This is a genomic window from Kibdelosporangium philippinense, from assembly GCF_021390435.2.
GTDB classification, from domain to species: Bacteria; Actinomycetota; Actinomycetes; order Mycobacteriales; family Pseudonocardiaceae; genus Kibdelosporangium; species Kibdelosporangium philippinense.
In genome coordinates this window covers 2,492,301-2,518,442 of record NZ_JAJVCN010000001.1, presented here as the reverse complement: position 1 = coordinate 2,518,442, position 26,142 = coordinate 2,492,301, and the positions used below count along the sequence as shown (strand labels likewise).

Below are 26,142 nucleotides of genomic sequence, written 5' to 3'. Positions count from 1 at the left end.
CCGTGTTCACACGGACTGGCGCGATGGTGGCGATCTGCGCGGTGGTTCTGGTGGCGGCCGGTGCGGTGGCGAACTATCCCGAGCTACTCATGATCGGCTTGGCCGGATTCATCGCCTTGGTGGTGGCCGCGACGTGGATGCTGTGGCGGCCGCGGATCACGGCGGTCCGTGAGATCCGGCCGCAGCGCGTGTCCGAGGGAAGCCCCGCCCGCGCGGTGCTGACGTTGACCAACACGGGCCCACGCCGTAGCCCTCCCCTTGTGGTGACCGAAACGATCGCGGGCAAAAGCACGAGCGTGCCGTTACGCAGTCTCGCCGCCGGAACCAGTTACGAGACAACGTATCCCCTGCCGACCACTCGCCGCGGCCGTTACTCGATCTCCGGACTCACCATCGGCCACTCGGATCCCCTTCGGTTGCTCCACATCGGACGCAAGGCCGGGAGTCAGTCCGTCCTTTATGTACACCCCAAGGTGCACGATGTCGCGCCTGTGCCGATCGGCGGGCCGCGGGACGCCGAAGGGTCCACTTCGGCCCGATCGCCATTGGGCGGCATGGCTTTCCACAGCCTGCGTGACTACTCTCCCGGCGACGACTGGCGATTGATCGACTGGAAGTCGACAGCAAGGACCGGGACGCTCGTCGTGCGGCACAACGTGGTTCCCGACGAGCCGCGCCACCTGATCGTGCTCGATACCGGTGCGAGCGAGGGATTCGAAGACGCCGTCCGGGTGGCTGCCTCATTGTGCGTGGCGGCAAGCAGAGCTGGTTTCCCGATCGACCTTCGGGTCACTCACGCCCCGAACGAGTCGGCCAGCACGGAGATCCAGGCACTGGACACGCTGGCAAGCGTGCGGAGCTCGGCCGAGGACCCAGGTCTGTCGGCGCTGCCGGAGATCGTCCACGATGCCCTTGCTGTCAATGAAGGGTCTGCTCTCGCTGTGATCACGGGGCGGGCAACTCCTGATGACCTCGACCTGCTCGCCTCGCTGCGGCAACACTTTCTCACCGTGAGCCTGATCCAAATCGGACAGTCGCCGGTCTCCGCGCCGCCCGGTGTCATTGCCGCGGACGCGACTTCCAGCGAGCGCTTCGCGGCGATCTGGAACCAGTTGGTGCCGAGGTGAATCGCCAGGCATACGCCGAGGCTGCCGCGTGCGCGGTGGCCACACTGGGCGCCAGCCTTGTCTACGGCCGGTTTTTCGCCTCCAGCGAATACCTGCTGCCGTTGGTCATCGCGTCCATCGGCGGCGCCGTGTTCGCCGTGATCCGCCGCTGGTCGATGGGCCGGAGGATGGCTTTCGCGGCCCTCGGGTTCATCCTTCTGGCGATCTACGGCGTTTTCGGTGACACGGTCGAGTATGGATCGCCCAGCCGCGCGACTATGACCGAGTTGTTCTGGGGCGTGGTCGGCGGCTGGGCTCGGATGCTCACGGTCGGCTTGCCGGTCGACGTGCGCGGTGACTTGCTGATCACGCCGGTGCTGATCGCGTGGATCGCTTCGTTCACCGGGGCAGCGCTGGCCACGCGTACCCAATCCACCCTCGCGCCAGCAGGACCGCCACTGGCCGCGTTCGCCATCGCGTTGCTGTTCGTCGGCGACCGGCCCGGCACCCAAATCATCGCCACCGCGGTATTCCTCGCCGGTGTGCTGTCGCTGATATTGCTGCGTGCCAACCAAAGCGCGCTGCGATACGGCGTTCCGGTCGTTGTGGCGGTGGCAGGCCTGAGCATCGCCATCGGCCAGCTCACGCCACTCGGCCAGGCAGAACAACGATTCGACCCGCGCGATCTGCACCAGGCGCCCGTCACGATCGCGGACACCCTGACGCCCTTGGCCGAGCTGAAAAGCCAGCTCCGCCAACAACCGCCGCGCCAGCTGTTCACCGTGCAGGCGGATCCAGGCGTCGACCGCCTCCGCATCGCCGCGTTGAACGACTACGACGGTACATGGTGGAAATCCTCGGACCAGTTCGTGGTGGCAGGCCGTCATCTGACACCGGCCAGCGGTCCGACGGTCACCGCGCAGATCCAGATCGACAACCTGAAGGGCCCGTTCCTGCCCGTCGTCGGCCAGCCGACCAGGCTCGATCTGACCGTGGACGACATCACCAAGATCGGCTTCAGCGAAGCCTCGGGCGTGCTGGCGACAACCGAAGCCTCCCCCAAAGGCCTGCGCTACACCATCGCAGGCACCATCAGCCCGCGCGATGACGAACGCCTGAACACCGCCCAGCCCAGCGCGGCCCCGCCCGTGCCCAACAGCCTGCCACCGCAACTGCGAGCCCTGGCCCGGCAGCTCACCCTTGGCGCCCAGACGCCGTACGCGAAGCTCGTCGCGATCGAGACATACCTGCGCCGCTTGCCGTACAACATCGATGCCCTGCCTGGGCATTCGTACGGCGCGCTGACCAGAATCCTGACCGCCACGGACCCTCGTGAAGCCGGAAGCTACGCCGAGCAACACGCTGCCGCCTTCGCTGTGCTGGCACGGGCTTTGGGCTTTCCCAGCCGGGTCGCGGTCGGCTATCGGGTGCCGGAGAACGGTTCCGTGACCACGCGTGAGGCGCATGCTTGGGCCGAGGTGTCCTTCGAAGGCCACGGCTGGGTCCCGTTCGAACCCACCGACACCACCAGCAAACCGAACGAGCCCCGCGCGCAGAACGACGGGCCGGTCGCCGGTCCCCCGCCACCGAACCCACCTCTCGCGGCTCCACCTGCCGAAGGCCCATTGCCAGATCCAGCAGGACAACCGGGTTCCGGCTGGGGCGGAGTCCTGCAGGCGACCGCGATCGTCGCCGTGAGCAGCGTTTCCCTCCTACTGTTGGTGATCGCCCTGATCGTCGCGGAGAAAGCCCGTCGCCGTTGGCGTAGAAGGAAAGCACCCAGCAATTCCACCCGCGTACTCGGCGCATGGGACGAAGTCAGCGACCGGCTGACCGAATATGGCGCCGCATTCGAGGTGTCCGCGACCTTCACCGAAGCAGCCGAACGCGGCCAAACCATGCTCGGGCCACGGGTTCAGGCAGTGGGAACGTTGGCGCCGTTGGCGACGGCAGCCGTGTTCGCACCGGACCACGTGACCAACACTGACGTCGTCCAGGCGTGGCAACTGGAAAAGCAACTGCGTCAAAGCCTCAGCCCGCGCCTGTCCCCACGCTCGCTGCGCGCCCGACTCAGCCCGCGGCCGTTGGTGGCCAGTTGGCGTGACGCCCGGGCGACTCGACGGAATTTGAGAGAGCTGGGGGCTTCGTGATGGTCCCAGCCAAACGCGCGTGGGCACTCGCGTTATCGGTCGCGACATGCGTTGCAGGTGTCGTGGTGGCGGGGGCGGACAAGGCGAACCACGCGCCCAGCGTGCGACTGCACGGCGGCACGGCCTGGCTGGCGTCCAACAAGGTCGGCCAGATGACCCTATTCGACGGCGCGTCAGCCGAAGTCGCCGCCAAAGTACCCGTCGCCCCACCCAGAACTCCAATCCTAGCCGCCCAACTAGGGCCTGTTTCACAAGTTGATCAAGGTTTGAGATGATCTTGATTCGTGGGGCGTGGTGATCTGACCAACGAGCAGTGGGCGAAGCTGGAACCCTTGCTGCCCAGGGGCAAGAAGCCTGGCAGGCCGCCGAAGCATGCGAAGCGGAAGCTTATTGACGGGATCCGGTTTCGGGTTCGAACCGGTGTGCCGTGGCGGGATCTGCCGGAGCGTTACGGCCCGTGGGAGACGGTGTATGGCTTGTTCCGGCGGTGGCAACGGGATGGCACGTGGAAGAGGATTCTGGTCGCGTTGCAGGCGGACGCGGACGCTGCGGGCCTGATCACCTGGGATGTCAGCGTGGACTCCACGGTGGCTCGTGCGCACCAGCACGCGGCTGGTGCGCGTCAAAAGGGGATCTCCAGAAGGAGTCTCCGGGCGGGGTCGAGGTCGAACCGGCCGATCACGGGCTGGGGCGCTCCCGAGGCGGGTTGACGACCAAGACTCACCTGGCGGTCGAGCAGGGACAAAAGCCCTTATCAATCGTGATCACCGCTGGCCAGCGAGGTGACTCGCCCCAGTTTCAGGTGGTGCTCGACCGTATCCGGGTACCCCGGCGGGATCGCGGTCGGCCGCGCTGCCGCCCGAATCGGGTGCTCGGCGACAAAGCCTACGGGTCCCGCGCCAACCGCGCCTACCTGCGCAGGCGCGGTATCCGCTGCACCATCCCGGACAAGGCCGACCAGGTCCGCAACCGCAAGAACAAGGGCTCACACGGAGGACGACCACCCGCATTCGACAAGGAGATCTACAAGCAACGGCACGCTGTCGAGTGCGGGATCAACCGTCTCAAACGAAACCGAGCCGTCGCCACCAGATACGACAAGCTCGCCGTTCGCTACGAAACCACGGTCACCATCGCAGCGATCAACGAGTGGCTCCCATGACTTTCGAAACAGACCCTAGGCCCAACCGGTTACGCCTTGAACCGGCTCGACGGCTCCATCGTGCGAGTGGACGGCGCCACGCTCCAACCCTCGCAGCCGTCCAAACCAATGGGCTCCAGGCTTTTTCCCACACCCAAGACCCTGTACGTCCTCGATGCGGACCGCGGACTGCTCACCCCGCTCGACCCGGTCACCTTGGCACCGCAAGGCCAAGCACATTCCGTGGCAACCGACGTCTCGCCCGAGAACGCGATCGTTGATCGTGACGGCCGCCTCTGGCTTCTCGACCAGCACTCCGGCGACCTGGCCTGGTTCACCGCGCACGAGAAGCATTCCATCGAGCGCACCGGGCCCGCGCGCCTCGCGGTGGCTGACGGTCATCCCGTACTTGTGGATCTGTCCACACGCGAAGCCACACTTCTCGACCCTGCAACAGGTTCGCCCCTCGAATCGATCCGTGCCGACGTCCGGCCGGGGGACACGGTGGCGGTCGCCGGTTCACCGGGTGAGCGACGGATCCTGATCACGATCGCCTCGCGCGGTCTGCTCGTGACGTGCACGTTCGGGACCGGGTGCGCGGCTCCAGTTCCGCTGGGCTCAGGCAAAGCCGATCTAGGAGCGGCTGTGGAGGTCAGCAACCACGCGGTCGTGCCCGACTATTCCACCGGGCGGGTGTGGATCGTCAACCTCGCCACGATGCGTGTGGTCGTCGAACCACAGCTGTTCCCCGGTCCGGTCCGCTTCGAGTTGCTCAACCGCGACGGGATCGTGTTCTACAACGACCCGGATGGCGATCAGGCAGGCGTGCTCAACCTCGACGGCACCCAGCGCGCTGTCTCGAAGTACAACCCCACCAAGCCCGATGCTGGCGCGAACCAAGTTGCCTTCGAGAGCCCGAAGACCTCTCGGCCGTCACCGCCGACCCCACGCTCAGGGCCTGCGGATGCCCTGCCACCGGTGAACGGGACTGGGAGGCTTGAAAACACGCAGCCTCCGGTGGTGGGTGCGCCGATGGCGGACATCGTCGTCAGACCCGGCACCAAGGGTGTGGTCGGGCAGGAATTCGAGCTGGAGGTCGTCGCACGGAGCACGATCGGCATCGCAACCGCGCGGTGGACGTTCGGCGACGGCAGCGAGGCGACTGGGCTGAGCGTGCGGCACAAGTGGGATCGTCCTGGCGAGTTCCGGGTCGAAGTCGCGCCGATGCTGGCCATCGGCCTGCCCGCGAGAGTCGCCACCGCCACGGTGCTCATCGAGTCCGTCGACGCGCCGCCCCGGATCGATTCGATCACCATTTCCCCTGGTGCTCCTCAAGTTGGCGAGCCGGTTCGATTCAGTGCGGACGTCTCCGGCCAGTCAGATCGCTGGGAATGGACTGTCCAGCGTGCCGGGGGCAGCGTGGTTGCTTCTTCCCGCCAGCGCGAGTTCCAGCACACCTTCGCGACAGTGGGAACCTACAACGTCACGCTCGTCGTGATGGCGGGTGCTCTTCGCGTCGCGCAGTCCCGGACGTTCACTGTCGCGCCCGAACCTCGTGCCGCGCGGTGCGGCGACGTGCTGACCACGAACGCTGTGCTGACGAGCGACCTGGTCTGCGCGGACGAAGTCGCGCTGACCATCGCCGCCGACAACGTCACCCTTGATCTCCGCGGCCACCTTCTCACCGCCGAGAGCTTCAACCCAAACAGCATCGGCATCAAGGTGGCCAAGCAGGGCACGATCAAGAACGTCGCCATCAAGAATGGCAAAGTCACCCAGTTCAACAAACCCATCGAACTGACCGACGCGGCCTCGGTCCAGATCACCGGAATGGTCACAGAAACGTCTGCTGTCGATGGAATCGTCCCAGCGACAGGATCGGACATCGCTGGTCAGCGAGCACGGTCCGTGACGATCACCGGCACCAGAATGGAAGGGTTCATCGGATTTGACTTCGAGGACCACTCCCAGGTCGCCATATCCGGCTCGACGATAGGCAAGGGCGAGCCGAGGGTGAACGACAAGCCAACCGGCCGATCGACGTGCCAACTCGACAGTTCCTGCTCGATAACCAACAGCACGGTTTTGCAGGAGACCGTTCATTGCAACGATCTTTCCACGAGCACATCGATCGAGATCCGTGACAGCACGGTCGATCTCCATGACGCGGGATACGGCTGCGCACATCTCACGCTGGTCAACAACCGCGGGCACATCGAGCAGATCGTCGCGCAGCAGACCTTACAAATGCTCGGCAACACCATGTCACACTCCCATGCGAAGCCGCTCGAAGTTCACGCGCAAGGCACGCTGTTCATCAAGGGAAACACCTTCACGAAGATGTCCATCGGCCTCGACATCCACAATGGACGAGGTGCGGTGACAGAGAACAGCTTCATCGACAACACACAGGCCGGACTGCAGTTCCATGAAGGCGACGGCCACCTGGAGATCTCCAAGAACACGTTCTTCCAAAATGGCTATGGCGTGGATCCCGACATGCTTCAGTTCACGAACGCCGGTGGACTCGTCGCAGAGGTCGCCCCGAGCAGAGGGCTCGCCAGGCGTCCGGTGACCATATCCGGCAACAGCGTCGAGCGGCTCTACCATTACGCGTACTGCACGCTGCCGGAAACAACGACAGACGGCGGCGGAAACAAATCTCTCCCCGCAGACCCTAGCTACTGTGTAGGTGTCGCGTGCAGCCAATGATCCCTAGGGCCTCCTCATGATCCGGGCCAAACGCGCCTGGGCCCTGACGTTGTCGGTCGTGACATGCGTCGCAGGTGTCGTGGTGGCTGGGGCGGACAAGGCGAATCACGCGCCCAGCGTGCGACTGCATGGGGGCGCCGCGTGGCTGGCGTCCAACAAGGTCGGTCAGATGACATTGTTGGACGGCGCGTCGGCGGAGGTCGCCGCGAAGGTGCCCGTCGCGGCCGCCGGAACACCTCTGTTTGCCGCGCAACTGGGTTCGACCGCTTACGCCTTGAACCGTTGGGACGGATCGATTGTCAGGGTCGACGGCGCGACACTGGAGGCGTCGCCTGCGTCGAAACCGTTGGGTTCCATGCTTTTCCCGACGCCTCACACTCTTTACGTCCTCGACTCGGACCGCGGACTACTGTCGCCATTGGACCCCGTCACCCTGGCGCCCCAAGGCCCGGCGCATTCGCTGGCCACCAAGGTGTCGCCCGAGGACGCGGTAGTGGACGGTGAGGGTCGGCTGTGGGTGCTCGACCAGCGCACCGGCGACCTGGCCTGGTTTGCCGGTGGTACCAGGCATTCCATTGATCGCAACGGACCTGCACGGATTGCCGTGACCGATGGTCATCCGGTGCTGCTTGACTTGTCGACCGGTGGGGTGGCGCTGCTCGATTCCTCTTCGGGTTCGGCTATCGAATCGGTCCACGCCGATGTACGGCCGGACGACACGGTGTTGATGGCAGGCTCCACGCGTCAACGCCAGGTCTTGATCACCATCCCCACCCGCGGCTTGCTCATGGTGTGCACGTTCGGGGCTGCGTGCAAGGATCCCGTTCCGCTGGGCTCCGGGAAGGCTGATCTCGGCGCCGCGGTGGAGGTTGGCGATCACGCGATCGTGCCCGACTATTCGACCGGCCGGGTGTGGATCGTCAACCTGGCCACGATGCATGCCATTGAACGCCAGCTGTTTCCTGGTCCGGTCCGGTTCGAGCTGCAGAACCGCGATGGTGTCGTGTTCTACAACGACCCGGACAGCGACCAGGCCGGTGTGCTTGACCTGGATGGCACCGTCCACGGCATCTCGAAGTACAACCCGACCAAGCCGGATGCCGGACCCAACCAAGTTGGCCTTGAGAGTCCCAACACCGTTCGGCAGGCCCCGCCCACCAAACGCCCAGGAAGTCCTGACTCTGTTCCGCCAGTGAAAGGTCCGGGGCGGCTCGACCAGACGCAGCCTCCGGTCGGAGCGCCGATGGCGGACATTGTCGTCAAACCCGGCAGCCGAGGGCTGGTAGGCGACGAGTTCACCCTCGATGTCGTCGCTCGAAGCACGATCGGCGTCGCCACCGCGCGATGGGACTTCGGTGACGGCAGCGACGACGCGACCGGGCTCAGCGTCCGCCACAAGTGGAGTAGTCCCGGCCAGTTCCAGGTCAGCGTGGCACCAACGATGGTCTTCGGGCTTCCGGCCCAGATCGTCACGGCCACGGTCGTGATCGAGCCAGCGGGCACACCGCCGCGCATCGATTCGATCAGCGTCGATCCCGCGACTCCGCAGGTCGGCGAGGCCGTGCGGTTCAGCGCGAACGTCAGCGGGGACCAGTCCGGCCAATGGGAGTGGATCATCCGTGGTCCTGAGGGCGCTGTGGTGGCTTCTTCACGTTTGCACGACTTCCAGCACGCGTTCACAGGTCCGGGTGGGTACGAGGTCGCCTTGGCTGTGTCGGCGGGGTCTGGTCGTGATCAGCGCTCCAGGCCGCTGATAGTCGCGCCGGAGCCGCCTGCCGCGCGGTGTGGCGATGTCCTGACTGCCAGCGCGATGCTTCGGAGCGATCTCGTGTGCCCTGGTGACGGGGTAACCATCGCGGCTGACAACGTCACGTTCGACCTCCGCGGTCATACCCTCAGCACGGATGATCCCGGTGAAACCAGTACCGGAATCAAAATCGGCGGCTCACGGACAATTCAGAACACGACTGTCAAGAACGGCACCATCACCCGGTTCAAGACCGGTGTCGGCATGACCGACGTGTCCGGGGTGACGCTCTCGGCCATGAATGTGATGTCTTCAGCCGAAAACAGAGTCGACACAGAAGTCGCCGGAGATGTCTACGGAATCAACGCCCGCAATGTTCAAATTTCAGGCGCACACCTGAGCGGCAGGACTTCTTTCAAGTTCCACGACAACTCCGAAGCGACCATCACCGACTCCACTCTTTCGAACGACGCACAAAATAATTCGGATCGCCCTGAAGCGGTGTGCACCCGAAGAAGTAAATGCTCAATATCGAAGAGCACACTGAGAGCGTTATTCTGGCGACTTGATCACCTCAAAATAGGACAACGACCCCAGGCAAGTAAGATCGTTTTCCTCTCACAGAAGACAACTTACAGGCGGGGTCGTTGCGTTATCAGTCTACTACAGGGCTTGCTGCTGACCAGATCCAGGAGCTTGTCGCGCGCATCTGGCAGATCATCCAATGCCATGAGAACCAAGCGTGGCCTCCGACCGTGGGACTGTATCGCGCTGTCGTGATCACTTTGGTGTACGTCCGACAGAATCTGAACCAGGCGGCCGTGGGCGATCTGTTCGGCGTCAGTCAGTCGACCGTATCGCGGATCTATCGAGGCATTCTCCCATTGATTGGGCAGGCCCTGTGCCTGCACATTCCAAACCTCAAGGAGGCCATCCGCGGCCGGCTCGTCCTGGTCGACGGAACCGATGTCCCGACCGGCAACCGTGCTGGTCACGAAGACAACTTCTCCGGCAAGCGGCGCCGCGCGGGGCTGAACATCCAGGTCGCCGCCGATACGGAGGGAGGCCTGCTGGGAATATCCGCCCCTCTGCCTGGCTCGATGCATGACCGGAAAGCGTTCGCCGAGTGTGACTGGGAAGATCTTCTGGCCGAGACCTCAGTCATCGGTGACCCTGCCTATCAGGGCACTCACACGATTACGCCTCGCAAAAAGCCAAAGGGCGGCGAGCTCTCGGCTGGCGACAAGGTGAACAATAAATTCATCTCCTCACTTCGATCCGCCGTCGAGCGATGTATCGCGCATATCAAGAACTGGAAGATGATTGCGACCGGCTATCGAGGACGCCTTTCCGAGCTCCCCAACATCATCCGGATCATCACATCGCTCGAGTTCTATCGACTCGGCTGGTAACCCTCATGAATAACGCTCTGAAACTGTGGCTCATCCAATGCTCCAATCCGATCGGCGACAGCCAAGACTCGATGCTCACCATCGAGAGCAGCGACGTCGATTCGGTCACAATAGGCACCCTATGTCACACGCTCACCCTGAAGGACAACCGACGAGTCCTCCCGTTCGGATCCGGGGGAGCACTGTTCGTGACAATGACGAACAACATCGTCATCCCACCCGAGAATGACAGATCGGGTCGGAGCATTACAAGCATCATGAACGCTGAACTGAACATCTCGAACAATGAATTTTCCGGCATAGGCACCGGGCTGAGCGCATCGTGGACAACCGGACTGATAACACGAAACAGGTTCCTCGAAAACAGTGATATCGGACTCGAAATCGCTACCTCGACTTCGCACGAGATCACAGAGAACTTGTTTGCGGGAAATGGCTACTCCGACAAGGACCCCGCGTCTAAGTGGCCGCATGGCGGGCTCATCGTCAAGGCGCGATTCACCCCAGAGATCAGGGTCTTGAACCAGGGCAATAGCAAAGTCGTTGTTGCTGTTCAGGGGGTAGATGCGGCCAGGAGCGGGAGGATTCTCATGCGGTCGGCGGCGATCCATTCCAGGGTGCGTTTGATCTCGGTGAGTCCAGCCAGGCGGATCAGGCCGATGGCCAGATTGCGGAGCATGGCCATGGCGTGAGCACCGTTGCCGGTGTAGGCGTGCTGGTGGTCCTCAGCGAACACGACGTCGCGGACCCAGTGGATTTTGTTCTCGATGCCCCACTGACCCCGTACCAGGCCACCAATGTCCCGAGCGGACGCTCGCTCGGTGTTCAGGCTGGTCACGCCGTATGCGATCTCTTTGTGGACGCGTTGCCCGGCGAGGTTGAACACGTCCCGGCGGATGCGGAAGACCTGGGCGGCATGAGGGAAATCGACGCCCTCGGCGACGGTCGCCCAGATGGCCCGGCGGGTGATCCGCCCGTGGCTGCGCTCGTCGTCCACATGGTCCTCCGACCCTGGGGCAGCAGGCGGCAGCAGGGCTTGGACCTGGGCCAACAGGGTCGGCTGGTTGCCTTTGACAGCAAGCACGTAGTCCGCCTGCTTGTCGGACACCAGGTGCCGCGCGGTGTCGCGCTGGGTGTGCGCGGCATCGGCCGTGACCACCGCACCCGCCAGATCCATACCCGTGAGCAACGACTTGACCTGCGTGGTCTCGGTCGTCTCGTCGGGGACCCGGATCTGCGAGATGACCACCGCCTGGCCGTGACGCATCGCCGAGAACAGGCGCACACCACCGGAATTACGCACGGCCTTGCCGTCGATGGCCACCCCGTCGAAGCCAGCACAGCCGTCGTCGCCGGCCAGGGCCATCGCTCGATCAGCCAGCCAGTGGCACACCAGCCTGTCGGCGGCCTCGGCGTCCACCGACTCGACCACCCGGCGGATCGTGTCCGCGCTCGGCGCCACACGCCGTCCCGATAGGACGCTCCGCCGCGCCCCGACCAGCTCCAGCAACTCCTGCGGCAAGTCCTCGGCCCGGTCACCGGCCTCCCGGTAGTTCTTCGCCCCCGCCAATACCGCCAGCACCGTCACGGCCAGCACCGTGGCGATGTGATGCCGAATCCCCCGGCGTTTACGGGGATCGGCGACCTTGCCCAGCAACGCGACCAAGTCGGCTAGCTCAGCCGAGCCCATCATGACCGACGCATCGACGGGTACGCAGACGGCATGCGACACTGACACCAGCGGCCTTTCGACAGACGATCAAGAGCGTGAGAACTCACATCGTCCCATCGAAGGGCCGCATCTCCTTACCCACCAGGGAAAACCTCACCCCGCCCCACCACTCCCAAGATCAACCGACTTTGCTTTAGCCCTGGGTCTTGAACAACCATTCGCGGGATAACTACGGCTACGGCATAAGTGCGATGGAGGTTACCGCCGCCGGAAACACGTCTTCCCGCGATCAACTGGGGTGCGCGGGCATCGAGTGCACGCCTGAGTAGTCCTTCACCGGCTGTATCTGCCGTGGACAGCCGACTCAAGCTCCTGTCGCGCCGCAGTCACGTTGGCCATCGCACCACCGAACGCGCCCGAGTTCAACAGCGCGGAATCAGCGACAATCAGTGCCTTCATACGCTCGTGGACGGCAGTCCGGTTCTCCGCCAGGTAGAACGCGAACTCCCCCAACGACGAGAACGCCGTGTAGTGCAGTTCGAGCAGGCTCCGCAGGTACTCGTACTGCTCGAACGCGGCCGCATAATCCCGATCGCCCAACAGGTCGTCGAAAGCCGGTCGCAGTGCCAACCGCAAGTGGTGGCTCAAGGCGTACCGATGCGGCAGCCCTTGTGCATCGGGGAAAGCGGCCGCGATCCTCGGGTCGACGACGTGCCGTAGCGCCAAGGCGCGAAGCGCGGTGTCTCCTGTGGACTTCACCTCGACCTCCATGAGCGCCCGATAAACAATGTCATCGCGGCCTGCGGACATCGCGGCCACGCCGATCCCGTACAGCAGCAGCAGTGCCGGATATCCCGCCGCAGCACCCCACGGCTCATGAAACCGCGTCGACCGCTTGACCGGCCGGTTGAGCAAGCGAGTCAACGCGACCGGCCACCGCTCGGAGTCCCCGAAAACGATACCGGCGACCACCAATTTGAGCAGCGGCGCAATGGAATGCGCATAGGACACCAGGCGTTCCTCAAGCGCTGCCGGGATTTCCTCGTCCGGCAGGTCGACGACCGGGTACCGGGAACCAGCCACCGCGTCAACGGCCTTGGTCACCGCGGTCTCGAACGCCTCACGAATCGCACCGGCCTGGCCAGGATCGACCAAAGCCTGTTTCAACCACGGAACTACAGGCACGGCACCGTCGAGAATGGTCCCGACTTCGTCGAGGAGCCGGGCGACGTCACGATCGTCATTGCGGTGGTGCAGCCGCAGGTACTGGCAGCGGGCCAGGGACGCCAGCTCGCCGGGCAGGTCGCGCTCGCTGATGACCTCTGTGCTGTCGAGGAACACCGGGATCACGCGCAGGCCGCAGGTGAAGGCCTCGATTATCTCCCTGCGTACCCAGTCTTCCGGGTTGTCAAGGCGGCGGAGGCCTTGGCGGTCGGTTTTGGTCAGCCATTGCTGACCGATCACCACGAGCAGGATTTTGCACTGTCGCAGGCCCTGCAGGATTCGCGACGTGAAGTCCTCGCCGACCTGGATCGACTTGCTCGCGTAGAAGACGTTCTCCTGCCCGAACTTCGCCGCCAGCTCCCGCGCGATCAGCGCTGCTGCCCAGTCCCCGTCTCCGGTGCGATAGTTGACGAAGACGCCACCCATGTCACCGAACTCTACAGCTCGCGCTCACTCAGCGGATTCGGCGCGCTTCTTCGCCGCGTCGCTGGCGCTGCCCGCTATCACGAGGACCGCGCCGACCGGGATGAACAGCCACCACATGCCCAGGAAGATCGTCAGCAGGATTGCCGCCGGGATCCCCACTACGAACGCCACTTCGGCGATCGCGTCGAGCGCGGCGGTCGCCGGGGTTTCAACCTTGCTGGACCTGCTGACCAGCTGCCCGGTCTTCTTGACCAGGTCCACTGGGCGGGTCGCCGAGCTCAGGTCCGGGTGGGGTGCGGGCAGGTCCTCGAACAGTGCTTCCAGGTCCGCCCTCGTCCGGGCCGCTGCCGCCTGGCCACAGCGCTCTTCGTACTCGGACAGGTCCAAGCGGCCCGTGGTCATGTGCTCGCCTAGTTTTGTGACGGCTTCTTCACGTTCCGCATCGCTGATCCGGATGGTGCCCTCGCCCATGGCCGCATTCTAAAAGCGGATCGCCGGGCTACTGAGTCACAATCTGGGCATGAGAGACCCGGCGGTCGATCTGATTCGCGCTGTCGCCGTTGTCGGGGTGATCGCGGGTCATTGGCTGGTGACCGCTCTGGTCGCCGGGCCGGACGGGTTGACCGTGCAGAGTCCGTTGCGGTGGATGCCGGATCTCGCTCCGGTGAGCTGGTTGTTGCAGACACTAGGGCTTTTCTTCTTCGCCGGTGGGTTTGCCGCCGCCCGTTCCAAAACAGGCTTATGGCACAAGGTTCGCAGGCTCGCCATTCCGGTCGCCATTGTCTTGCTGGTGTGGGGGTTGGTCATCGCTGCCAGCACGATGCCGCGCGCGACTGCCAGTTCCGTCATCCACCTGGTTGTCAGTCCATTGTGGTTTCTGGGTGTTTACGTGGTCCTACAGGCGCTCACGCCGGTGTTCCGATGGTTGGACGAACAGCTTGGCGCGTGGGCGATTTTCTTCCCGGTCGCGCTTTCCGTGACTGGGGAGCTGAGTCTCAGCGAGATCAACGTCTTGGCCGTGTGGTGGGCGCCTTGGCAAGCGGGCATGGTGATGGCACGCGTCGGCCTGCGTCCGAAGTGGGGTTTGCCTTTGCTGACAACGGGAGCGGTCGCGTACTTCTTACTTGTGACGTTTGCCGGGTTCCCGGTCAGCGCGGTCGGTGGCACGGGCGAGCCGCGTTCGAACCTCGCACCGCCCTCCCTCGCCGCGTTGGCTTTGGCGGCAGCGCAGATCGGGCTGGCGTTGCTGCTCGCCAGGCCAATACGGTGGCGCATAACCAATTGGATCAACCGGCACGCACTGGCACTGTTCTTGCTACATCAAAGTGCCTTGCTGACGATCATTTTGCCACTCAACGCATTCGGTATCGTGCCTGGTCTGCACGCCTCGCCGGATCATCCCACGTGGCTGTTGGCCAGGGCGATGTGGCTGCCAGCCTTCGCCATCGCGCTGGTGGCGTGGGTCCTGGTGTTCCGGAAGGTCCGTTTAGGACAGACGAGTTCCGCTGCGAGCAACCACTAGGGGTTCTTCGCCATACCTAGGTCATATTCGTCATGGCCGTGCCGGGACCGGGGTCATATCTTGATCTAGAGCCGGTGCAAACGTGTGCGATGAGGGGCACCCAAGTGGCCGGGCTGAAGGCGACCGCCACGCCCGCCTTCAGCCCGACCTTCACTCTCTACACTCCTTGAGGCGCAAGGGCGAAGGCGACCTCGCCGTCGTTGTTGCGTTGGATGTCGAGCACCTTGTCGTCAAGGAACTCGGCTGCCCCGCGTTCGAGATACACGTTCGCGCCGCTGTCGGTGGTGACGACCTGGTCGCCCTGCTCCGGCTGTTTGGTCACCGCGAGCGCAAGCTGGGCGCCCGCGTCATCATTGGACTGCAAACTGAACCGGAGCCCGCCCTCGGCTTCCTGCTGACCGTTCTGACTGGTCAAGGCACCAATGGCCTGGGCAGCGGCATCCGTAACTGCGAGCATTATCCGCTCCTTCTGGGTTGGGTTTTCTCGCATGTCCAACCTATGGGGTACCGCGCGAACCCGCAGATCAAGCATGTGACCGCACATCGAGCAACATGTCGACGCCGCTGATCGACAACACGTTCCCGGCCGGGCTGTTCGGCGAAGCGACAACGCGAAGCAACCTGCCCGCGTCACCCAACCGCCTGCCTTGTTCAGTCAGGACTCTTAGACCAGCGCTGCCGAGAGCGGTCACGTCGTCGAGCACAAGTGTGATCGGCAAACGACTTCCGCCACGCGCGGCTTCCAGCAACGCGCTTCGCAGCCGCGCGGCCGAACTACCGTCGAGTGCCCCGGAAACCGTGAGCCACAAGGAGTCCGGTGCGCTCATCGACTCGATGTGCAGTTCTTCAGCTTCTCCATCGCGCGCGGGCGCCACACGGGTCGCGCCGGTTCGTACCGGCCGTCGCACGGTTTTGGACATCTCCACCACTGTTCCCTTTGATGTGGTGGACAAACGCATCTCATCCATGGATTCGCGCATCATCAGCATGCCACGACCGCGGAAACCCGGTTCGTCGTCGGGTTTCTTCCACGCACCGGTATCCGCGACCTGGATATGCAGGCGACCGATCTCGTCGAGCGCCGCTTCGATCTGCACGGTTCCACCCGGTTCGGCGTACGCGTGTTCGATGCTGTTGGTGACGGCCTCGATCACGCTCAGTTCCACCGCGACGAGGTCATCTTCCATCAGCCGCAGATCGGCGAGCCATTTGCCGAGCTCACGCCGAACCTCGGTCAGTTTCTCCGGGATGGCGGGCACAGACATCATCAGCGGCTCGACGAACGGCAGCAGCACCGTCACCGCCAGCAGGCTCGCGTCGTCGTGCGGCGCGTGGCTGCGTTCGATCAACTGCATGCCGCCCTGGCAGATCCGGTCGGACAGCAAGCGCTGACCGGTCCCGTTGAACCGCACAACCTGGGCAGAACACGCGGCCAGCTCGCCGATCCCGTCGACCATCGTGCGCCCCGGCCGTTCCACCGCGCCGTCCGAGTAAAGCAGGATCGTCTCGCCCGGCCACAACACATCCTCGGCGAACATGAAGTCGCCGTCACCGAAGGCCAACGGCGGCCCGCTCGGCTGCGGCAGGACCCTCGTGTCGCCGTTCGCGCTGACTACAAGAGGCGGCGGGTGACCACGCGTGCAGTACTCCAACGACCCGGTTTGCCTGTTCAGGATCGCCACGCAGACAGTAGTGCCACGCGCCTCCGGCGCGCTTCGGGCGAACGTGTCCAGCGCGTTGACGACGTTTCGGAGATCGCTGCCGAGGAGCATCCGCTCCGCAACGATCGCTCGCAGTTGGCCCATGATCGCCGACGCCCGCGGCCCGTGCCCGACAACGTCACCGACAATGAGCCCGAGTCTGCGGCCCGGCATCGGCACCACCTCGAACCAGTCCCCACCCGCCGCATCGTTCGCGCCAGCCGGGAGGTAGGCGGCCGCCATGCTGATCTCCGGCAGAACCGGCAGACCATGGGGCAGCACCGCGAGCTGGAGGTCGAGGGCGACCTCGTGTTCGTCACGCCTGAACGGCGGTGGTTGATCGGCAGTCACCACGGCCTGTGCCACGAGGCCGGTCACCACGTCGTAGGCGTCGATCACCGGTCGCACGGTCACCAGCGCGTCCGGTTCTTGGACCGAGAGGGTCCGGCCCTCGCGGTAGACCTCGTCGAGCATGTCCAGCAGCCGGGTTCCCGGCAACGACTTGCCAGCCAGCCTGATCGGCATCCCGATCAGGTCGAGATCTCCGACACTCGCCCTCGCGGCCCGGTTGGCGGCGACCACGATGTGCTCTGGACCTTCAAGCATCCAGACCACGGCTGGCAGATGCTCGAAGGCTCGGGCCACGTCAGCCGGATCGCCCCCGATCGCACGTCCCACGAGCGGCTCACTCCCTCTTGCCTGGGCGAGATGCCCACGCCCCGGAAGGGGCTACCCGGGATCGCGAAGGCTTAAACCTGCGGATCCCCAACCTGTTGGCCCGCGCATCCGAGCCGACCAGAGCCAACCCTGGCAACCCCGAGCCAACGCCCTCATCGCCCGAGTCGCCCCAACCCAATGCCCGAGTCGCCTCGAGCCACCCCTGAGCCGACTCGAGGCGACAAAAACCGTCACCAGGGGCGCCCTTGATTTCACGCTACCGCAGGGGTACGACATCTAGCTGCGCAGGCGCACGCCCAACGGGGGTCGGGTACGAGCGCCCTACTTTGGGCCACACCCAACACCGTGCGACGGCAGCCCCGACCGCAACAGCAATTCCCCAGGGGGACCCCTGATTTTTACGCTACCGCAGGGGTACGACATCTTTCGGCCGTTGCCTGCTCGCCGGGTACGAGAGGCGGGGTCGGGCGTTGCCAGCCCGCCCGCTGTGAGGGGCTGTTTTGCGGAGTTAGACGCCGCGAGGGATGTCTTCACGGCATAAACCGAGGTAACAGGTGGGGCGTGTGGGGCACGTGACTATCGAGGCGGTTTTGATGTCCACAATGGACACTAGAACCGGCCACTGACCGACGCGCTTGGCTGGTAGCCGACGCGCCCCATGAAACATCGGCAGCTGCCAATGTTTCATGGGGCGCGCACTTGGGCGTTGGATTCAGCGCGTGAGCTTCAGGATGTCGATGCCACGGGTGTTGTCGGCCACATAGACCAAGCCCTTGTGCCACGCGGGGTACCAAGAGCGGCCATCGCCCGGACGGTGGTACGCGATCTGCCGGGGGTTGGTCGGGTCGCTGATGTCAAGGAACCGCGTGCCCTGGGCGTAGAACGATTGCACGAGGATCTTGCCCTCAACATCGAAATAGTGCGCCGAGCAGTCACCGCTGGCCGGATCGCTGCCTTCCTGCCCGGCGACGCTCCAGCTGCCGATGGTCTTGAGGCGGAACGGCTTGTCCGGCGTCGACCGCCAGCCTTCGCCGCCGTAAGAGCCCTTCAGCGACGCGATCACCAGGATGCCGTCGCCAGCGCATCCGTCGAGGAAGGACTCCTCGGTCGCGTAGATCAAGTCGCTCCACCGCGAGTGGTCGCCGCCATCCTTGGCACGCCAGCCAACCGGCCGGTAGCTGTTGTGCATGAACTTCGACGGCGCCGCCAGCTCCGAGATGCCGCCACCGGCGTAAGGCACCGGGTTCAGCGCTGTGGCCTTGCGGACCTTGCCCATTGTCGGGTCACGGTGCCAGCCATCGGTCCAGTAGCCACGAACGCCGCCACGCCCCGACGACCACGCGATGCCCATGGCGTCCACCTGGACGTCGTGCGCATAGTCGGTCTTGCCATCGTTGCGGTACAGGTCGATCGGCTGCGGGAAGACCTTTGGGTTACGCGGGTCCTTCATGTCCGTCACCCAGATTGGGCGGCCGCCCCAGTCGGCGGGTTGGTCGTTGGCTTTCGCCGGGCCGCCGGTCCAGACGTATCGGCAGTCGTTCACGCAGCTGGTCGTGTGGCCCGCTGGGACCTTCACGTAGCTGATGATCTCCAGTTTGTCCGGGCGCTTGGCGTCGACCGTGTAGATGCCGGACTCACCGGTCTGGGTGGTGCCGCCGTAGGCGCGTGGGTCGCGGGCGAGGAAGACGAGCTTGCGTTTCTCGTCGACCTCGGTGTCTTCACCTTGCCAGAAGCCTGGCAGTTTCACTTCGCCGAGCAGTTTCGGCTTGCGTGGATTGTCCACGTCGTAGGACTTCAGGCCGAACGTGCCGGAGACGAACAGCACGTCCTTGTGGCCGTACTTCAGGAACCGGACCGAGGTGGCTCCGGCCGCGTCTGGCAGGTTGGCCACTTGTTCAACGTTCTTGACCGCGCTGGTCGCGGTCACCCCCTCGGCTTTGGGGCCACTATGGCCGGCGTGTGCGGCGCTGGACGGGTTGCCGAAAACCTCGTCACCGCAAGCTTGAGCGGGCACTGTACTGACGAACGTCAGCGCTACCACGGACATTGCGACTGCAGAACCGAAAAACCGACTTCGCACCCCGGTCACGCTAGGGGACTTACCAAAGCAGACACAACGGCCGTTAGTCGTTGCTGCAGGGCCTTATCTGCTAGGACTTGCGCATGCGCGTCACCATGATCCTGCTCGCGGTCGTCCTGACGATCACGGGCTGTAGCAGCACTCCGGCCCCCGCTCCGCAGCCCGAGCCTGGTTTGCTCACGGTCGGTATCGGCCAGCCTGCGAACGGACCCGCGGCGGACCGCATGATCAGCAACGCGCTGTACACGCCGCTTGTCGACTACGACCCCGCTACCGGCAAAGTCACCTTGAGGGCCGCGGAGTCGGTGAGCAGCTCCCCCGACCAGATCACCTGGACCGTCAAGCTGCGGCCCGGCAAGTACCACGATGGCGCCCCGGTGACCGCCAAATCCTATGTGGACGCGTGGAAACAGCTGCCGATCCCGGTCGAGAAAATCGAACCGGCCGACGAGCTGACCATCCGGCTGACCACAAAGTCCCCCGCCAGCTACGTGCCCGCATTCCTCGCGTCCACACGGGCATTGCCGGTGCGCGAAGGCAAGGAACTCGACGGCAACGGCCCGTTCCGGCTCGATGGCCCCTGGGACAACGGCAAAGGCGGCCGTCTAGTCCGGATCAACCCGATCGGCGCCAAGGCGCGGACGGTCGACCTCAAGGTCTACGGCGACCTCACACAAGCGTTCGACGAGGTCAAAGCGGGCAAACTGGACGTCGCCGTCGACTTCCCCGGCAACCGGCACCACGCCATGCACCAGGATTTCGCCGCCCGCCACGTCATCTGGCCCAAGCCGAGTGCCAGCTATGTCGTGTTCGGCCCGGAGGTCGCCGATCCCGCCGCGCGGTACGCGATCGCGTTGTCCATCAACCGCAAGGCGGTCACCGAAGGCCCGCTCGACGACCAGTTCGACCCAGCGGCAAGGTTGTACGCGCCCGCGATCGCGCCAGGTGAAACGTCCGGCGTGTGCCGTGCGTGCAATTTCGACGCTGCCACCGCGAAAACCCTGCGTACCCAGTCGGGCCTCAGCGGCGTGAACTTCACTGAAGGCGAACCCGCACAACTGAAGGCGGTCATCGACCAGGTCAGCGCCAACCTCGCGCTGCCAACCGGCTCCGGACCCGCGGTCTCCGTGCGGCAACTGGATTTCGAGCTGGACAGTCCGCACGCGGTGTTCAAGGACCTGAACATCCCGTCGGTCCAGCAGTTCGTCGACGCGGCCGCGGCCGCCGCCGATCCCGCTGTCCAGGCCGAGAACTACCGCCTTGCGGAAAACGAGATCCTCCGCGAACTCCCGGTCGCTCCACTGTGGACAAAGCACGGCCATGCCGTGTGGGCCGAACGGGTTCGTGACGTGACCGCGAACACGGCACACGACATCGACCTGACCGTGATCACACTGTGAGAGAACCCCCTAAGTCTGCCCATTTCGACGAGCCCGAGCAGCCGGAAACGCTACTGTCGCGACTATGGGGATTCCGCAGCAGCGAGCACGCTCGCGCCATGGCGCCGGGCTGCCCGCGGTCACGGTCGAGCAGATCGTGACGCAGGCCGTCGCGCTGACCGCGGACACTGGACTGGACAACTGGACGTTACGGCAGCTCGCGGCCAAGATCGCGGCCTCGCCGGCGGTGATCTACCACCACGTCGGCGACCGGGAAGCGGTCGTCAGCCTCGTGCTCGATCACGTGGTCCGCGAGCTGACCGTCCCGCCGGAGACGTTGCCGTGGCGCGAGTGGTTCGGGCTGCTGCTTGACGATCACCGCGAAGTGCTGCGCCGCTATCCCGGTGTGGCGTACCGCCTGGCCATGCACGGTCCGCCCGCGTCGTGCGGCGGGCCGATCATCGACGCGGGCGTCAGGTTGTTGCTGGAAGCCGGATTCGGCGACGACAGCGTCTTGGCGTACAACGTGGTTATGACCACGGCGTGCCAGTACATCGCGTTGGAGGACGATCAGCGCCGGATCGCCGCCATGCGCAGCACGCACGCCGAGCAGTACCAGGCGTTTCGCGACCGGGCCGACCTGCCAGGCCTCGCCGCGGTCGGCGACTTCGTCACCGCCATCGCCGGTGACCCCGAGCGCGTCGCCTGCTTCTACACCGACCTCTTCCAGTACGCCGTGCAACGCTGCCTCGACGGGATGGAGCAGCGGCTTTGGCGCTTGAGAGAATGGGATGACCAGCGATGACCGATCCGTGGATCCGACGTTTCGTTCCGGCGCCGGACGCGGCAACCCGGCTGGTCTGCCTGGCGCACGCGGGCGGATCGGCCAGCTACTTCCTGCAGGTGGCCAAGGCGCTGGCAGCCAAGGTGGACGTGCTTGCCATCCAGTACCCCGGCAGGCAGGACCGGCGGCACGAACCGTGCCTTGAGTCGTGCCAGCTGATCGCCGACGGCGTGTTCGAGGCGCTGCGGCCGTTCACCGACAAGCCGATCACCATTTTCGGCCACAGCATGGGCGCGTCGGTTGGGTACGAGCTGACACGCAGGCTCGAAGACACAGGTGTGCGGCCGACCGCGCTGTTCGCTTCCGGCAGGCGCGCACCCAGCCGCAACCGGGACGACCGCACCCACCTGCTGGACGACGCGGGCCTGGTCGCCGAGCTGAAACTGCTCGGCGGGGCAGGTTCGCACCTGCTGGACGATCCGGACATCCTCGCCATGGCGCTGCCTGCCATCCGTGGCGACTACCTCGCCGCCGAGACGTATCGCTGGACCCCAGGCCCGAAGCTGTCGACCCCCGTCTTCGCGTTCGTCGGCGACGCCGACCCGAAAGTGAGCCTCGACGAGTCCCGCGCGTGGGCTGAGCACACCACCGGCGGGTTCGAGTTCCGGGTGTTCGATGGCGACCACTTCTACATCGACACCCACGCCAAGGACGTGATCGCCGCACTGAGACAACACATACTGGGCGAGCACATCCAGGCCAGTCAGGCCGTCAGGCCCGTGTAGCCGGTCACGCCGGGAATCTGCACCCACCCGCGCTGCCGGCGCCTGCCGATCTTGACCTGCACGAGCTGCTGGTACGAAGTGTCGTCGATGCCGTCGTAACCGTGCCGGACGACCGAGCGGTAGATGTCCTGCGATACGACCAGGATCAGCCGTGCCCTGGTCTGCTTGAGTCTGAGTTTGAGCTCCGGCGCGTCCAGCAGCCGGGCGGTGACGTCGAGGTCCTCGCCGTACCAGCCGCGGTTGTCGTAGTGCACTTCCCCGGCGTGCACCGCGGCACGCAGCCGCATCCGGTGGTCGGGCCGCTCGGGTTCGTACTGCGCGAGCAGCTCAGCCAGTGTCGGGATGACCGTGGTCAGCAAAACCGTCTTCGGTGCGTCGTCGACCGGGTGGATCAGGATGAACGCACCGTCTCCCCGGTCGATCACATCGCGGTACTGCTCCTTGATGCCGCTGATCAGCAGTGCTTCATCGAGCAGCTCGTACATGGCGTTGCGCAGGGACGCGCGCGCCTTGTTCGTCCTCGTGGTCGAGTTCTCGATGTCCACGGCGACGATGGCCCGATGACGGGGTAGCACCGGGGTTGGTGGCGATAATGAGTTCGTCATGACGACCCCCTTCCGGTTCGTTGAACAACGCCGGTCGGCGTGTCTCCTGGTGTCCTCCGTCCCTGCCTGCGAAGGTGTGCCGTCGAGACCAACTTGTGCCCTACTGAATTTCAGAAACTTCAGTAAAGTTGGCTCGACTTTGCTAAGCTTCAGCGTAAGGCTTGTACTGGTGATGCACAATATCCGCCACTACCTGGGTTCTTCTTGTGACACATAGGGGTTCACAGGTGTGAGCGTCCTGGTTGTACAATCCCCCGATCAGTGCTTAAGTGAAGTTCACTGAAAGGCCAACTCCCGTGTACGCCGACGACCCTCACCGCGCGCTCGCCCGCCGTCTGCGGTCGCTGCGTGAGGAACACTGGCCGGGACTCGGTATCACCCAGCATCAGCTGGCCGAGGCGTTCGGTGGACGCAGGCCGCTGAGCATCTCGCTGATCTCGTCGTGGGAGAGCCAGACCAAGCCGGTGGTCCCCCCGGCCAAGCGGCTTGAGGCGTACGCGACCTTCTTCGCGACGATGCGGTCGGTTGAGTCCAATCCGTTCCGTCTGCTGGCGCCGAGCCAGCTCACCGACGAGGAACGGGCCAACCGGGACGCGTTGCGCAACGAACTGCTGCTGCTGCGCGAACAAGCGACGGGTCCGGCTGCCGCGATGACCGGCCCGGTGTCGCCAGTGTCCGGCTTCTGGCATTTCGGCGAAGAGAACATCGTGACGATCGTCTGCGCGCAACTGCCGTCGGACATGGTCAGCGGGTTCGACTACACCAATCCGAACAGCCCGGATTACGTGGCGCTCTATACATATGCCGATCTCGACGCATTGATCGAGTTGTACGGTCACATCCGTGCGGTCAACCCGGCCACACAAGTGCATTTCAAGACAGCGCCGGAACTCTCCGAGGACGACTACACCTCGCATCTGGTGCTGCTCGGCGGGGTCGACTGGAACTCGGTCACCCGCGATCTGCTCTACCGGCTCGAAGTGCCTGTGCTGCAGGTGGCAAGGGCCGAGGAGAACGCCATCGGTGGCTTCGAGGTGCACGAGAACGGCGAGCGCACACTCTTCGCACCGCGGTTGGACGAGGGTGGTCATCTCGTGCAGGACATCGGACACTTCTACCGGGGGCCCAATCCGTTCAACGCCATGCGAACGGTCACCATCTGCAACGGCATGTTCGGCCGGGGCACGTACGGCGTGGTGCGGGCGTTGACCGACGCGAGATTCCGGGACCGCAACAGCGCGTTCCTGGCGCAGCACTTCAAGGACGCCGAGGCGTTCAGCATCCTCACCACGGTGTCCGTGGTGAGCGGAAACGTGGTGACTCCTGACTGGACTCAGCCGGAAACGCGGGTGCACGAGTGGGTGGAGAGCATGGCATGAACGCCACCCCGCCAGGGCCGGTCGCCGAGACCACCAACCACGTCTCCTCGCACCGCAAACTCGTCACCGACGGCGTGATCGCCAGGCCAGCCGAGATCAACGCGATCATCGTGCCGACCGCACGGACGGTCGGCTATCTGCGCACCGCGATGGAACTGGCGCGGGCACAAGGCTGCATCCTTGTCGTGTTGTGCAGCAAACGCGCGTCGGCCGAGGCTGCTTTCCGGCTGGCACGGGACATCGGCACCGAGATCCTCGCGGTCGACCTGCCAAGGCTCGGGCTGGCCAAGCGGCTGCTGCCGGCCTTCCACAGTTCGGCGATCCTGCGCGGCACCAGGTTCGACCGGCACACCGACACCAGCACGAAACGCAACCTCGGGTTGTTACTCGCCCTGGTAGCCAAATACGACCGGATCCTGTTTCTCGACGACGACATCAGTGTGCCGAGGGTCGAGGACCTCAACGAGGCCGCCGGTCTGCTCGACGACTACCACGGTGTCGGACTGTCGATCGGCGGGTTCTGGGACAATTCGGTTGTGTGCCACGCCTTCCGGGATTCTGGCGGGGCGCAGGACACGTTCATCGGCGGCGGCGCGCTGGCGATCGGCCAGCGGTCGTACGACTCGTTCTTTCCCAACGTGTACAACGAGGACTGGTTCTTCCTCCTCGGTGACAACGGGTTGCGGCCGTCGGCGATGACCGGCCAGGTCAAGCAGCAGCCGTACGACCCCTACCGGGACGGCGAACGGGCCCGGTCGGAGGAATTCGGAGACACGCTGGCCGAAGGGCTGTTCAGCCTGTTGACCAACGGCAAGGACCTGACCGGCGCCACCGAGGCGTACTGGCGGCACTTCCTGCGCAAACGCCGGGCGTTCATCGACGAAGTCCTCGAAATGGCGATGGACGCGGACATGTTCGAGGCGGAGCGCAGCCGGATGATCACCGCGCTGAAGGCGGCACGAGGGCGCAACGCGTTGATCGAACCGGAGTTCTGCGTGCGGTACCTGGAAGCCTGGCGTGCCGATCGCCGGATCTGGCAGAAGCACGTGGCACAGGTGCAGCACCGGTACCACCGGGGCGGTCTGGAGAAGCTACTCGCCGACATCGGTCTCATGCACTGTTATCGCGGAGCGGCTTGACCATCATGTAGCAGGTTTCCGGGCAGCGTTTGCGGGAGCCGTCCGCCAGCCTGACCTCGTACATGCACACGACCGGCGGATGCGGCCACGTCTCGTAGCCGAGCCGCAGGTACAGCCGGTGCGCGTCGAGATTGTCGATCCGGACGGCCAGCGCGACCTGCTCGTACCCTTGTTGCGCCAGAAGCTTTTCCGCCGTGCTGACCAGCTGAGTGCCGACGGTTCTGTTGCGGTGTTCCGGATGGACCTCGACGTGGTTGAGCAACGGCACGCCGGGCAGGTGCTCGCGTACTTCCGGCTCGTCGGCTTGTTCCAGCCAGAGGTACACGTCGCCGACGGGTTTGTCGTGCAGCCATGCCGTCAACAGGATGCCTCGGCCGCCGTGCTGACGAGCCAGCCGGTCGACGAAGAAGTCCTCGTCGCCGAACGTGCTGATCAGCACGGCTAAGTCGGTGTCGGTCGCCGACCTGATCTCGACGTCGCTCCTCATAGGCTCCCCTCCCG

Annotated in this window: 20 protein-coding genes and 1 pseudogene; 13 read left to right on the top strand and 8 right to left on the bottom strand. The window is 64.7% G+C overall.

Annotated elements, in window-relative coordinates; translation table 11 throughout:
- The first annotated feature begins 2 nt into the window (after window positions 1-2).
- The 7 genes and pseudogenes from LWC34_RS57980 to LWC34_RS58765 all read left to right on the top strand — a co-directional run.
- Complete coding sequence (locus LWC34_RS57980) at window positions 3-1,127, top strand: DUF58 domain-containing protein (protein WP_233725052.1); 1,125 nt, start codon at window positions 3-5, stop codon at window positions 1,125-1,127.
- The gene (locus LWC34_RS11560; protein ID WP_233725051.1) at window positions 1,124-3,256 is read left to right on the top strand and encodes a transglutaminase TgpA family protein; all 2,133 of its coding nucleotides are present in this window, start codon (window positions 1,124-1,126) and stop codon (window positions 3,254-3,256) included. Before LWC34_RS57980 ends, LWC34_RS11560 begins: the two co-directional genes overlap by 4 nt.
- A gap of 284 nt (window positions 3,257-3,540) precedes the next feature.
- Window positions 3,541-4,418 (top strand): IS5 family transposase gene (locus LWC34_RS11555; RefSeq protein WP_233723324.1). Its coding sequence is split into 2 segments (ribosomal slippage): window positions 3,541-3,879 and window positions 3,882-4,418, totalling 876 coding nucleotides; the frame shifts between segments, so codons are not numbered across the junction.
- Window positions 4,419-4,454: 36 nt separating this feature from the next.
- The gene (locus LWC34_RS11550; protein ID WP_233725050.1) at window positions 4,455-7,109 is read left to right on the top strand and encodes a PKD domain-containing protein; all 2,655 of its coding nucleotides are present in this window, start codon (window positions 4,455-4,457) and stop codon (window positions 7,107-7,109) included.
- 16 nt (window positions 7,110-7,125) lie between these two features.
- Entirely contained in the window at window positions 7,126-9,636 is a 2,511-nt protein-coding gene (locus LWC34_RS11545) for a PKD domain-containing protein (protein WP_233725049.1), read from the top strand.
- A complete protein-coding gene (locus tag LWC34_RS11540; RefSeq protein ID WP_233725048.1) occupies window positions 9,612-10,268 on the top strand; it encodes a transposase family protein in 657 nt (218 codons plus the stop codon). Before LWC34_RS11545 ends, LWC34_RS11540 begins: the two co-directional genes overlap by 25 nt.
- A gap of 5 nt (window positions 10,269-10,273) precedes the next feature.
- Window positions 10,274-10,699 (top strand): annotated as a pseudogene (locus LWC34_RS58765) (NosD domain-containing protein); the annotation flags it as partial.
- A gap of 122 nt (window positions 10,700-10,821) precedes the next feature.
- Here LWC34_RS58765 and LWC34_RS11535 read toward each other — a convergent pair.
- From LWC34_RS11535 to LWC34_RS11525, 3 genes are all read right to left on the bottom strand, one after another.
- The gene (locus tag LWC34_RS11535; protein ID WP_233722717.1) at window positions 10,822-12,006 is read right to left on the bottom strand and encodes an ISAs1 family transposase; all 1,185 of its coding nucleotides are present in this window, start codon (window positions 12,004-12,006) and stop codon (window positions 10,822-10,824) included.
- 267 nt (window positions 12,007-12,273) lie between these two features.
- Window positions 12,274-13,590, bottom strand: a complete 1,317-nt coding sequence (locus LWC34_RS11530) for a toll/interleukin-1 receptor domain-containing protein (protein ID WP_233725047.1) — start codon at window positions 13,588-13,590, stop codon at window positions 12,274-12,276.
- Between the two features lie 24 nt (window positions 13,591-13,614).
- Window positions 13,615-14,061: a DUF1707 SHOCT-like domain-containing protein gene (locus tag LWC34_RS11525; protein WP_233725046.1), complete on the bottom strand. Its 447-nt coding sequence runs from the start codon at window positions 14,059-14,061 to the stop codon at window positions 13,615-13,617.
- A 49-nt stretch (window positions 14,062-14,110) separates the two neighbouring features.
- Between LWC34_RS11525 and LWC34_RS11520 the strand changes: the two genes are divergently transcribed.
- Window positions 14,111-15,112 carry an acyltransferase family protein gene (locus LWC34_RS11520; RefSeq protein WP_233725045.1) on the top strand — a complete coding sequence of 334 codons (1,002 nt, stop codon included), beginning with the start codon at window positions 14,111-14,113 and terminating at the stop codon, window positions 15,110-15,112.
- A gap of 157 nt (window positions 15,113-15,269) precedes the next feature.
- Here LWC34_RS11520 and LWC34_RS11515 read toward each other — a convergent pair whose 3' ends face one another.
- The 3 genes from LWC34_RS11515 to LWC34_RS11505 form a co-directional block, all read right to left on the bottom strand.
- Complete coding sequence (locus LWC34_RS11515) at window positions 15,270-15,569, bottom strand: iron-sulfur cluster biosynthesis protein (protein WP_233725044.1); 300 nt, start codon at window positions 15,567-15,569, stop codon at window positions 15,270-15,272.
- A 67-nt stretch (window positions 15,570-15,636) separates the two neighbouring features.
- A complete protein-coding gene (locus LWC34_RS11510; RefSeq protein ID WP_233725042.1) occupies window positions 15,637-17,490 on the bottom strand; it encodes a SpoIIE family protein phosphatase in 1,854 nt (617 codons plus the stop codon).
- 712 nt (window positions 17,491-18,202) lie between these two features.
- Window positions 18,203-19,537, bottom strand: a complete 1,335-nt coding sequence (locus LWC34_RS11505; RefSeq protein WP_233725041.1) for an LVIVD repeat-containing protein — start codon at window positions 19,535-19,537, stop codon at window positions 18,203-18,205.
- Window positions 19,538-19,653: 116 nt separating this feature from the next.
- Between LWC34_RS11505 and LWC34_RS11500 the strand changes: the two genes are divergently transcribed.
- The 3 genes from LWC34_RS11500 to LWC34_RS11490 all read left to right on the top strand — a co-directional run bounded on the left by LWC34_RS11500 (window position 19,654) and on the right by LWC34_RS11490 (window position 22,518).
- Window positions 19,654-20,970, top strand: coding sequence for a peptide ABC transporter substrate-binding protein (locus LWC34_RS11500; protein WP_233725040.1), 1,317 nt, complete (start codon window positions 19,654-19,656; stop codon window positions 20,968-20,970).
- Between the two features lie 64 nt (window positions 20,971-21,034).
- Window positions 21,035-21,754, top strand: a complete 720-nt coding sequence (locus tag LWC34_RS11495; protein ID WP_233725039.1) for a TetR/AcrR family transcriptional regulator — start codon at window positions 21,035-21,037, stop codon at window positions 21,752-21,754.
- A complete protein-coding gene (locus LWC34_RS11490; protein WP_233725038.1) occupies window positions 21,751-22,518 on the top strand; it encodes a thioesterase II family protein in 768 nt (255 codons plus the stop codon). The genes LWC34_RS11495 and LWC34_RS11490 overlap by 4 nt, the downstream gene beginning before the upstream one ends.
- Here LWC34_RS11490 and LWC34_RS11485 read toward each other — a convergent pair.
- On the bottom strand, window positions 22,497-23,123 hold the full coding sequence (locus LWC34_RS11485; protein WP_233725037.1) for a hypothetical protein: 627 nt from the start codon (window positions 23,121-23,123) through the stop codon (window positions 22,497-22,499). The genes LWC34_RS11490 and LWC34_RS11485 overlap by 22 nt on opposite strands.
- A 269-nt stretch (window positions 23,124-23,392) precedes the next feature.
- Here LWC34_RS11485 and LWC34_RS11480 point away from each other — a divergent pair, with 269 nt between their 5' ends.
- Both LWC34_RS11480 and LWC34_RS11475 read left to right on the top strand, forming a co-directional pair.
- Window positions 23,393-24,502 (top strand): helix-turn-helix domain-containing protein, encoded by a 1,110-nt coding sequence (locus tag LWC34_RS11480; protein ID WP_233725036.1) that lies wholly within the window; start codon window positions 23,393-23,395, stop codon window positions 24,500-24,502.
- Window positions 24,499-25,641 (top strand): glycosyltransferase family A protein, encoded by a 1,143-nt coding sequence (locus LWC34_RS11475; protein ID WP_233725035.1) that lies wholly within the window; start codon window positions 24,499-24,501, stop codon window positions 25,639-25,641. Before LWC34_RS11480 ends, LWC34_RS11475 begins: the two co-directional genes overlap by 4 nt.
- Here the strand turns inward: LWC34_RS11475 and LWC34_RS11470 are convergent.
- Window positions 25,613-26,128, bottom strand: a complete 516-nt coding sequence (locus tag LWC34_RS11470; protein ID WP_233725034.1) for a GNAT family N-acetyltransferase — start codon at window positions 26,126-26,128, stop codon at window positions 25,613-25,615. The two genes, LWC34_RS11475 and LWC34_RS11470, sit on opposite strands and share 29 nt — an antisense overlap.
- Between the last annotated feature and the right edge of the window lie 14 nt (window positions 26,129-26,142).